11 protein-coding genes are annotated in these 10,466 nt (G+C 43.2%); 3 read left to right on the plus strand and 8 right to left on the minus strand.

Features of this window, described 5'->3' with window-relative positions:
- Positions 1-148 precede the first annotated feature (148 nt).
- Positions 149-340 (minus strand): hypothetical protein, encoded by a 192-nt coding sequence (locus ICL16_RS04180; RefSeq protein ID WP_190825636.1) that lies wholly within the window; start codon positions 338-340, stop codon positions 149-151.
- 151 nt (positions 341-491) lie between these two features.
- On the opposite strand from ICL16_RS04180, the gene ICL16_RS04185 reads away from it, so the two are divergent.
- Positions 492-755, plus strand: a complete 264-nt coding sequence (locus tag ICL16_RS04185) for a hypothetical protein (RefSeq protein ID WP_190825637.1) — start codon at positions 492-494, stop codon at positions 753-755.
- Positions 756-763: 8 nt separating this feature from the next.
- Here the strand turns inward: ICL16_RS04185 and ICL16_RS04190 are convergent, their stop codons facing one another.
- The 3 genes from ICL16_RS04190 to ICL16_RS04200 are packed head-to-tail and all read right to left on the minus strand — an operon-like array spanning position 764 to position 3,727.
- Positions 764-1,957, minus strand: coding sequence for a DUF4336 domain-containing protein (locus ICL16_RS04190; protein WP_190825638.1), 1,194 nt, complete (start codon positions 1,955-1,957; stop codon positions 764-766).
- A 37-nt stretch (positions 1,958-1,994) separates the two neighbouring features.
- Positions 1,995-2,507: a methylated-DNA--[protein]-cysteine S-methyltransferase gene (locus tag ICL16_RS04195; protein ID WP_190825639.1), complete on the minus strand. Its 513-nt coding sequence runs from the start codon at positions 2,505-2,507 to the stop codon at positions 1,995-1,997.
- Positions 2,504-3,727, minus strand: coding sequence for a DNA-3-methyladenine glycosylase 2 (locus tag ICL16_RS04200; protein ID WP_190825640.1), 1,224 nt, complete (start codon positions 3,725-3,727; stop codon positions 2,504-2,506). The genes ICL16_RS04195 and ICL16_RS04200 overlap by 4 nt, the downstream gene beginning before the upstream one ends.
- A 760-nt stretch (positions 3,728-4,487) precedes the next feature.
- On the opposite strand from ICL16_RS04200, the gene ICL16_RS04205 reads away from it, so the two are divergent.
- Positions 4,488-5,024, plus strand: a complete 537-nt coding sequence (locus ICL16_RS04205) for a nucleotidyltransferase family protein (RefSeq protein ID WP_190825641.1) — start codon at positions 4,488-4,490, stop codon at positions 5,022-5,024.
- Between the two features lie 37 nt (positions 5,025-5,061).
- Here the strand turns inward: ICL16_RS04205 and ICL16_RS04210 are convergent, their stop codons facing one another.
- Complete coding sequence (locus tag ICL16_RS04210) at positions 5,062-5,745, minus strand: GntR family transcriptional regulator (protein WP_190825642.1); 684 nt, start codon at positions 5,743-5,745, stop codon at positions 5,062-5,064.
- Positions 5,746-5,811: 66 nt separating this feature from the next.
- Here ICL16_RS04210 and ICL16_RS04215 point away from each other — a divergent pair, with 66 nt between their 5' ends.
- A complete protein-coding gene (locus tag ICL16_RS04215; protein WP_190825643.1) occupies positions 5,812-7,386 on the plus strand; it encodes a 2-isopropylmalate synthase in 1,575 nt (524 codons plus the stop codon).
- 501 nt (positions 7,387-7,887) lie between these two features.
- Here ICL16_RS04215 and ICL16_RS04220 read toward each other — a convergent pair.
- The 3 genes from ICL16_RS04220 to ICL16_RS04230 all read right to left on the minus strand — a co-directional run bounded on the left by ICL16_RS04220 (position 7,888) and on the right by ICL16_RS04230 (position 10,318).
- Complete coding sequence (locus ICL16_RS04220) at positions 7,888-8,511, minus strand: NAD(P)H-dependent oxidoreductase (RefSeq protein WP_202895403.1); 624 nt, start codon at positions 8,509-8,511, stop codon at positions 7,888-7,890.
- A 71-nt stretch (positions 8,512-8,582) separates the two neighbouring features.
- Positions 8,583-9,389 carry a phytanoyl-CoA dioxygenase family protein gene (locus ICL16_RS04225; protein WP_238360591.1) on the minus strand — a complete coding sequence of 269 codons (807 nt, stop codon included), beginning with the start codon at positions 9,387-9,389 and terminating at the stop codon, positions 8,583-8,585.
- A 56-nt stretch (positions 9,390-9,445) separates the two neighbouring features.
- A complete protein-coding gene (locus ICL16_RS04230; protein ID WP_337906906.1) occupies positions 9,446-10,318 on the minus strand; it encodes a Fic family protein in 873 nt (290 codons plus the stop codon).
- Between the last annotated feature and the right edge of the window lie 148 nt (positions 10,319-10,466).

Below are 10,466 nucleotides of genomic sequence, written 5' to 3' on the forward strand. Positions count from 1 at the left end.
TTCGGCGGAGCCGTTCCCGCAGGGTAGGCGCTAAGACGCTAAGAAGAAGGCTATTTTAGCTATAGAAAGCGACCCATGCACAAACCGGGCCGCTTAGCAATAAAATTTTTTCTAATAGAAGTTTGGATGTTGGAGTGCGGCACAGTTGTCAATCCTGTATCAGACCATCTTCGATCATGCCACGAATGATCCACTCTCTCAGCCGCTCAGAACGGTTATCTAGTTGCAAAATTACACATTCATATTTTTTTGGCATTCGTAATGAGAAGGATTTACCGTCGGATGCTATTCCAAGACCTTGACCTTTGAAATAAGTTGCTTCTTTTCCACGACCAGCCATAAAACTTTTCCCTTAACTACTTGACTACGCTGTACACGCGGTTTTAATATAATAACGTTAATAACCACCGCTTAGCTTTTGGCTGAGGTAGGCGGTGGGTTCCAAATAATATCTAGACCAAGACGTTAATAAACGTCTAGGAGACATCATCATGTACAAACATATTACCAAAACTTTCAATAAAGTTACAATAGGTATGCTGCGCCATAACGTCAAAGAATTACTGGGCGTGCTAGATACCAAATTGGTCAAAAAGTGGGCGTTAGAGCATGGGATGGGGAAGTTGGATATGCGACGCAAGTACTGCTGGCAAATGGTGTTAGATGCTGTGTTTGTGTGGATTAATAAAGGCGACAGAAGTCTATGCGGTGTTGGTGCAGGTTATGAACAGCTTGAGTGGGCAGCAGCAGCTTAGTCACCACATTATTTTAGCTGCTTTGGTGGTGGTACGATGCCAAGTTTGTTGAGAAGAGTATCGATTTTGTTGAGTAGTTTGAAGTCTTTTTGGGGTAAGGGGTAATTGTTGGTGTGGGCATCTAAGAAGGAGAATGCTTGTCTGAATTGGTACGGTTGTGCTTTGATGGGTGAGTCAAAGTGACATGGTATGATTTGATTGAAGTCCCAAGTTGCGATTCGCTCAGCCCATTCGATGGTTTCTTTGGGGGCGCGATTGAGGATGAGTGTTTGTAAGATTGGTGCGACAAACAAACGTCCATCTCCTTGCAGTGCGTTGAATGATTGTTTCCAGTCGGAGTTCCATTGGAAGGGAAATAACCCGAAATAAGCTTTTTTTGAACGTTCTGGTGCTTTGAGGGCATTGCGAAATACTTCATTCCATGAGGGTACTTCTAACACGCTTGGTTGGAAGTACAATGCAAACAGTGATATACGCTGCCATCCTTTACGGCGATTTTCTGGATTGTCTTCTACTATGTCAAAGGCTTTGTCTTTGGCATGAAATAATAGGGGGTATGGATCTAATTGAACGATCGCTGGTGGTTCTTCTGGTACGGAAACTACTGAGTCTGTTACTAACAGGGTGTGCGATCGCTTGTGAAAAAAAGCCACTTCTGCAAATCTTCCTGGTCCAAGGTCAATTATACCCAGGATCGCGTAGTCAAATTCATTGGCAAAGGGGGTTTTGCTGCTATCTTCTGGAAGTAAGGAAGTTCGTCGGGCAGGCAAGCCCAGCCAACTCAGTGGTAGGTTGAGAGGGAAACTCCACTGCCCAGGAGCTACATATACTTGCGCGTTGGGAAAGTATCTGGCAAAGGGACCAACGAAGACTTTGTGTTCTAGACCAGAAATGGTCGGCAGGATGATATACTTAACTTCACCGTGTTCTGCTGCTAACTCTTTTACTAATCGGATACATTCTGGAGTGGGGGCGACGGGCGCATATATCAGTAGTCCACCTTCTTCTAGTTTAACTACCGTCATCCGAATCGGCACGACAACGTAGAAGATTCCTTGAATCTGATCGAAAGTCCAGATGGTATCTTTAACTACTTCTTTGCGGATAGTACGTCGGATACCGTAGGGGTAGATTGGCAAAGCCAACCAGAACCGCCATGAAAAGTCATTGGGATGAATTTTTCCTTGCGTTTCTTGCGCCACTCCGCCATGCCCCTATAAGATTATGTTGCACGAAATATTATATTACAGATGGCAAATTCACGCCTTCATGCCGAAGTAACCAGCGTTTATACTCCAGCCCACCTGCATATCCTGTCAGGCTATTTTTACCAATTACCCGATGACAGGGCAATACAATCGCTACTGGATTGAGCGAATTTGTCATCCCCACGGCACGGTAAGATGTTGGTCTACCAATTTTCTGAGCCAATTCCCCATAGGTGATAACCGTGCCAAATGGAATTGAACGTAAAGTCTGCCAAACAAGCTGTTGAAAAGGAGTTCCACCCGTACTGACAGGAATCTCATCAACGCTGCTCAAATCTCCTGATAGATACGCATGGATGAGCGAACTAAACTCTTGAGGATTCGCCTTTTCAATCAACTTAACCTTACCATATCGTTTCTCTAATAGTTTAATCATGCGCGACTCATAACCAGCAAAGTCAAGCGCACATAGCTTTTCTCCATCTGAAACAATCAAAATTTGCCCCATCTGGAAATCAATTTTGTCCCAGAGAAATTCTCTCATGCTGATAACATCTCCTCCTTAGGTAGGGTTGACACATTAGACCATAAATGTATTGCAGCATATGCTCGCCAGGGACGCCAAGCCTGAGAGACTTCCACAAACTGCGCTTTTGTCACAGGTTTTCCCAGAGCTTTCATTGCTTGCAACAATCCCAAATCATTTGCTGGGAATGCATCTGGTTCTCGTAGCGCCCGTATGGCGATGTATTGTGCTGTCCACTCACCAATTCCCGGCAATTGGCAGAGTGTATGAACCGCGTCATTCAAAGTGGGAAAATGCGTCAAAAATTGAGGGTTTTGGGCAACGGCTGTAGATAAGGCAGCGATCGCAACTGCTTTAGGGCGCGTGATTCCCAGTGTTGTCAAATCTGCTTGTGCCAGAACGGATGGGGGCGGAAACACAAACCTCAAGTCAGCATTCCAAAGATTTTCCACCGCCAACGGTTCTCCATAAGTTGCTACCAAACGACTGAAGATCGTTGTAGCAGCTGCAACGCTAATTTGTTGACCTATAATTGCCCTAACAGCTAGTTCAAAATTGTCCCAAGCACCAGGAATCCGCAATCCTGGTTGCATCTCAATCAGATGCGTGAGGATGGGATCGCGCCTCAGATGGGCAGAAATTTCTGCTATATTTGCACTCAAATCGAACATTTGCCGTAGTCGCTCGACAATTTGCGCTAGTAGAGTTACTTTCGGAAAGCAAATGTTGGCTTGGAGATAGTTTTGTCCGGAAACAGGACAGATTTCTACTACACCGTGATGTCCATTAAGAGAGATTGTCCGTCGATAACTATTTATTCTTACTGACTCCAGTCCTGGTGTTGCTCTGTTCATGAAAAAACTGATTAACGCTGCCCAGTTATATGGGGGGCTAAAGGGTAGCTTGAGTGAGATGTTTAGTGTGGAGTCTAACTGTGGAATCTTTTGTCGTCGTAAGTCACTTGGCGAGCGCCCATAAGTCTTGAAAATCACATCATTAAAGCGGCGAATACTAGTAAACCCTGCTGCCATAGCTACGTCTGTCATTGATAAAGCTGTTTCATTAATTAGTTGCTTGGCAAATAGAAGCCGCCGCATTTGTGCTACCGCAACTGGTGAAGTACCGAGATGCTTAGTGAAAAGTTGTCGCAAGTGGCGAGATCCTACACCCAGTCGTGTCGCCAATTCTTCAACTGTACCATCATCCAAAGCACCTTCGGCAATCAAATTCAAGTTCATGGCAGCAATTTAAATGCATCTCTGTAGCATAAAGCTGACAAATATAAACTGCTAGCTATTTTCGGAACTTATATCATTATATTCTAAATCACAGCGATCGCGTTCCAATTTATATATATTTACCATGGGCACAATGTTTGGGGAGTCGAAGGCGTTACTTAGATTTTTTTCCGAATAAACTATAGAAATTGGAGCCGTATAGATAATTGTACAATTTAGTCCTTGTAACTGAGCTACGTATTCAAAGAATAGATGATTGCCAACATTGGGTGGCACTCTATCTAAATTATCAAAAATGATTAACAATCCCTTTTGGTATTCCGGGTATTTCTGCCTAATTTTTACAAAAGCATTATTTAACAAAAGATTAATATCTGCTTGCCAACGCCCAATATTTTTTTGTAGAGTCTGACGAATTGTTGTTTTTGATACAGATCATTGATATAGGGATATGATTTCTGTACAGGATGTTTGAGTTTAATTTCGACGGGATGACTTAATTTAGAATTGAGTTCAGAATCGGTTTTAAGAGGTAACAAATTATTAGCACTACTTACTTCAACCCCTTTTGGTTGGATAAAATCAACTTGGGTTGAAAATCCTTGACAATTGTACCAGGTTGATTTTCATCAATGGTTTGTTGGCGCAGCAATTGTTCTTCTTCTTCTGTTAAAGTAGGAAGTTCAGAATCGCAACTACTGCTAAATCGTGCAAAAAAGTCTTTTATAAGAGGTAAAACTACTTTGGTTGCAAAGCCTTTATGAATAATACCACTCGCCTAAAAATGCTCTTAGCTGATTCACCTGTTGGCACTGTATTACCAGCCATTGCGCAAGTAAACCTCCCTAACTGGTGGTTGGCTGGCGGTGCAGTGCGTAACACAGTTTGGCATTCCATCTTTGGCAAGGAATGTAGTTTATTTATCAAAGATTTTGATATTGCATTTTTTGATGCACAAGGGGAGCGCTCTCAAGAACTAGCAGCAAAGGCAAACCTCACAGAACAATTTCCTGACTACCAGTTTGATGTCAAAAATCAAGCCAGCTTTGCTCGTTGGCGTGCAGGTCGCATAATTTATACTAGTACTGAGGATGGGATCTCAAATTGGCTCCACACTGCTACTGCTGTAGGAGTTAGGCTAGATGCACTTGGGGAATGGCAATTTTTTACGCCTTACGGTTTAGATGACTTGTTTGCTGGTATTATTCGACCTACGCCAGCAAATACTTCTAACCCAGATGCTCATAAAAAGGCTGCTGATTTTCTGCAAAAATGTCCCTGCCTACAACTAGTATAAGAAGGCAGAGGGCAGAGGGCAGAAAGTAAGACAGTCGCTACGATTTATCACTAGCTTTTTGTTGCAAGTAGGCAACTAACTGTTCTCCTGCTGTATCAATGTGTCGTTTGAGTAGTTTAATAGCAGCTTTGCTATCCCGTTGACGACAAGCATCTAAGATTTGATAATGTTCTTTTTGCGATCGCTCTAAGTAATCCATCTGCGCCATTTGTAGACGTACATAGCGATCGACATTCACATGGAGGTTTTTAATCATCGTCAGTAGTCGTGGGCGCTGGGCAGTTGCGTAGAGTGTCGCATGAAATTCCCAGTTTAATTTTGCTAACAAACCAGCCTCTGTTGTTTGATTTGTTGTTTCCAAAATCACTGCTGCTTTTTCTATATCCTGTTCGGTTAACTGAGAAATTGCCAACTGCATCGCTTTCACCTCCAACGCGCTACGAATCTCGCAGATTTCTTGCGCTTCGGCAGGCGTTAGTACCGATACTGTCGCTCCTCGATTGAGATGGAGCGTTACCAATCCGGATGCCTCTAGCTGCTTGAGTGCTTCTCGCACAGGGATGCGACTGACTCCAAACTGAGTGGCGATTTCATCTTGTCTTAAGGATTGTCCTTCCTGAAAAATACCACGTAGAATCGCTTCTCGCAAAGCGTCGGCAATTAAATCTGGGGTACTGCGTTGTTGTTGCAGCACGTTGGCTGCTAGGTCATTTATGTTCATAATATATATTGTATACAAAAAATTGTATACAATATCCAAAGTAATTGGATTAGACGAGAACAAATTATGAGCATTTCTACTCAACAAGACCGGGTAATTATCTTTGATACAACGTTACGGGATGGAGAACAGTCTCCAGGGGCTACGCTGAATGTGGAAGAGAAGCTGAGAATTGCTCATCAACTAGCTGTGCTTGGTGTCGATGTGATTGAAGCCGGATTCGCGGCTGCTAGTCCTGGAGATTTTGAAGCAATTAGAACTATAGCCCAACAAGTCGGCGGATCGGATGGACCAATTATTTGTAGTTTGGCAAGAGCCGTTAGAGCAGACATTCAAGCCGCAGCGGAAGCTTTGCAACCTGCTGCTCACAAGAGAATTCACACGATGATTTCTACCTCTGATATTCATCTGAAGTACCAGTTGAAAAAGTCAAGGGAAGAAGTATTGGCGATCGCACAAGAAATGGTAGCCTATGCCAAAACATTAGTAGAGGATGTGGAGTTTTCACCGATGGATGCCAGTAGAACCGCTCGAGAGTTTCTCTATCAAGTGATTGAGGTGGCGATCGCCAATGGTGCAACTACAATCAATATTCCCGATACTGTCGGCTACTTTACACCCAAAGATATGGGAGCGCTAATTCAAGGAATCAGAGAAAATGTTCCCAATATCGATCAAGTGATTCTTTCTGTTCACACGCAAAATGATTTAGGTTTGGCAACAGCTAATGCCTTAGCGGCGATCGAACAAGGTGTGCGTCAGGTGGAGTGTACAATTAATGGAATTGGTGAACGAGCAGGTAATGCGGCGCTTGAAGAGATTGTCATGGCACTACAAGTTCGTAAACCCTATTTCAATCCTTATTTTTGTCATCCAGTTGATGCTGATGTATCTTTAGTCAAAATTAAAACCCAAGAAATTTACAAAACTTCTTGCTTAGTTTCCCAATTAACCGGAATGCTCGTTCAACCCAACAAGGCAATTGTGGGAGCAAACGCTTTCGCCCATGAATCAGGAATTCATCAAGATGGTATCCTCAAGCACAGACAAACTTATGAAATTATGGATGCTGCTACCATTGGTTTACCAGAAAATCGGATAGTTTTAGGCAAACATTCTGGAAGACATGCGTTCCGAACTAAGCTTCAAGAGTTGGGGTTTGAACTAAACGAGACAGATTTCAACAAAGCCTTCACCCGTTTCAAGGAAGTTGCCGACAAGAAAAAGGAGATGTCAGACTGGGATATAGAGGCGATCATTCGAGATGAAACGCAAATTCAAATCGAAAAAGGGTTTCAACTCGAACACGTCCAAGTGACTTGTGGCGACTGTACAATTCCTAGTGCAACTGTTACAATTGTCACACCATATGGAGAAATTTTAACTGATGCGGCGGTAGGAACAGGTCCGGTAGATGCAGTATATAAAGTAATTAATCGAGTTGTACAAATTCCCAATCAACTAATTGAGTTTTCTGTCCAATCTGTAACAGCAGGAATTGATGCGCTAGGAAAAGTCACAATTCGTCTCAGACATCAGGAATCTATTTTCTCTGGGCAGGCTTCCGACACCGATATTGTGGTAGCAGCAGCTTACGCATACATGAACGCGCTAAATCGTCTTTATCGTTATATTAATTAAACCGTGCTTACTACGAGCAGTTTTTAATTTATTGAGGGGTTTGACCCCTCAGTACTCAGTAAATCGCCAACAACATCCTTGAGTTTTAGGCGGATTGCGATCATAATGAAATAGTTCTGCTATTACTCTACAGTAGTAGATGATTTGTTTTTCACAGATTTCCACCACTGACGCACGAGAACTAGATTCTGCTAAAGCACGAAAGTATTGAATTTGCTCTGTTTGAGTGAGATTTTTGATTTCAAGAGCAATTTTCTCTTGTAGCTCTGCTGTTTAAACTCCCGGCAATTAAAGACAATTCGTAATTTATAATTCGTAATTCGTAATTAAAGACAGTACTTGTGGATTTAAACCCCGACCTACACTGTGACTACGTATAGACTCCGGGGACTTCAACCCAAAAATTACGAATTACGAATTACGAATTAGTAATTCGTTAAAATATGAGTCAATTTTCGTCTGATTCATCGAATATAACCGACCCACTTAGCAAAATTCTGATTAGTGTTTTTTGATAGCCTTAGCAAGAGTATTAAGCAGCAATCTGAGTGCTTGCGCTGTTGCCTCGTCTGTAACCTCGCCCTGATGATTAAGTTTGGCAGAGATAGCAGGAATTAGCAGCGTTGCGCCTTCAACAATCTTCGCAGCCATAACGGTGAGCGTCTGTACCAGCGAGGCATGTGCCTTCTCGCCACCATCAGGCGACGGGGAAGCACTGATAACCGCAGTTGGTTTATCCACGAACTCACCTGAAGAAACAATCCAGTCAAGCGCGTTTTTGAGCACACCAGGCACGCCGTGTGCATATTCGGGTGTGCAGATGAGTACGCCGTTGGACTCCTTGAGTTGAGTGCGCCAATCTTTAACTGATGCAGGCAAGTTGTCACTGTCAAGTTCGGGATTGAAGTGTGGAAGCTCGCCTAGCTTTTCGTAGAGCGAAATTTTTATATTATCTGGTGCTAAGCGAACCATCGCCTGACATATGGCAGTATTGGAAGAACTCCCACGAAGGCTACCGGATATTGCTAAAATTTTCATCATGTGCTTTTGAGCGCCTGGAAATTCCTTTTCTTTATAAATAACTGCTACGACATTAAGTATATCAGCGTGAAAAGAGGATGACACGACATTGTCGTGTCCCTACTATATGGTTTATATCTGAAGGGCGCTGTAAATAACGGTTCCGAATGCCAGTTTTAATAAGCGAAGGACTGATAAACCTCTACTTCGGGTTTATCTTCTAGTGATTCGACAATTGGATTAAAACGCAATAAGTGACGAGCGCGAGGTGAGAGTGTATTCAGGGCTTGCCGTGGTATATTAATAGACACTTCAGGACGAAACAGCCAACGGCGACTATAGCCAATTACCACCATCGGGCGTGGCTTTGGCGTGTGGTTAGGCGTACCTCGGTGCAAACCCCGCACATCGCGGATCATCACGTCACCAACTCGCATTGTCACTGGTTCTAACTTGAGTTCACCCGATGACCTGCGGCGCAGTCCTTCCTCCTTGGACATCATGTGTGTGCCTGGTATAATCTCCATTGGACCGTTTTCTAGGGTGATATCGACAAGCGGAAAGTTTACTGCTAGTTGATATGGCGGCGTTTCCTTACCAGTTTCGGGAAACAGTGGCAAAGTATCCCGATGCACGTCTTGATATTCGGAACCCAGCAACGGCGTGTCAGTTGCCAATTGGCACATCACCGCGTCTTTGCCCACTAATAGCTCAACGATCGCCAAAATATCTTCGTCTTCGTAAATATTTGCATCGGCAAAGGGAGTACTAAACGGAAGCGTGACATAATAGCGTCCTGGACCTCTGTTCTGAAGCTTGCCTTCGCGCTCAATGTGATACTTTAGTAACGGTGCAAAAGCCTCACTCCAAGCATTAAGTGTTGCCGGGGAAAAGTGATTGGGCAACACGCAGTAACCATCTTTGAGTACTGTAGAGGCGAATGATTCAATTGTTTGTTGGTTATAGCGTTTTATAGTCATCATGTGCTAATTTTAGCAGCCAGCGATCCCGATAATGGTCAATTAAATGCTAAAATTTGTTACTGTGCATCTGTTTCGTAACGTTCGCCTAAAAAGTCCAACATCTCTTCGTAGAAAGGTAAGCCTCGTCCCCGACTTTCTTTCGCAGTGGATAGAATTTGCAGCATTTCAATTAACGATTGTTGAGCAGCATCCAGTACCAATGTTATTATTGGGGAGCGATCGCTGTGCTGTTGAGCCTCTACAATTGCATCAATATACGCTTTACGGACTTGGTTGGAAATCACTACAATTGGATAACCTGCCCGCAATAACAGCAAATTCATTAATAATCGTCCCGTGCGCCCATTCCCATCCCGAAACGGATGAATCGAAACAAATCTTAAATGAGCTTCAGCCGCGAATTCGAGGGGATGCCCAACGGTGGCTTGGGACGAATTTAACCAAGTGACAAACTCAGTCATTAAATCATTGAGTAAATAGTGCGGTGGATACACATACTCAGTTCCTGCCGTGACATCAAGTTGGCGATAACGCCCCGCTTCTTCAGGAGCGATCGCTCTCAGAATCAAATTATGAATCTGTTTGATTTCCCCTTGGACAATAGCTGTTGATTGTTGTGCTTGTTCGATGTAGTCTATCGCATCTTTATGCCCAATGACTTCTAAATGTTCGCGCAATGTTTTACCGCCAATTGTGATTCCAGTTTCCAGCACCAAAGCGGTTTCACTTTGCGTCAAAGTATTGCCTTTGATCGCGTTCGAGTTATAGGTGAAGCGTACATCGTATAATTTCTTGAGTTCTGCAACTACTGTTGGCGGGAGTTGACGAAAGCTATCCAACCAAACTTTGAGTCGATCCACTTGCTGAAATTTATCTTTAAACGTCATCTGAGGCAAAAGTGACAATCGGTTTTGAATTTCTTGTGCCACATTATATCGGCGTTGAATAAGCGTTTGAATAAATATATCGTGGCGTTGACCTGCAATGACAGAATATGGGCTGGGTCTTCAGAATTAATGGTGATGAATTTTTTTAATATAAAACAGGACTGACTAGTTTAAACAAGCTAAAATTTAT

The organism is Iningainema tapete BLCC-T55, assembly GCF_014698965.1.
GTDB lineage: Bacteria > Cyanobacteriota > Cyanobacteriia > Cyanobacteriales > Nostocaceae > Iningainema > Iningainema tapete.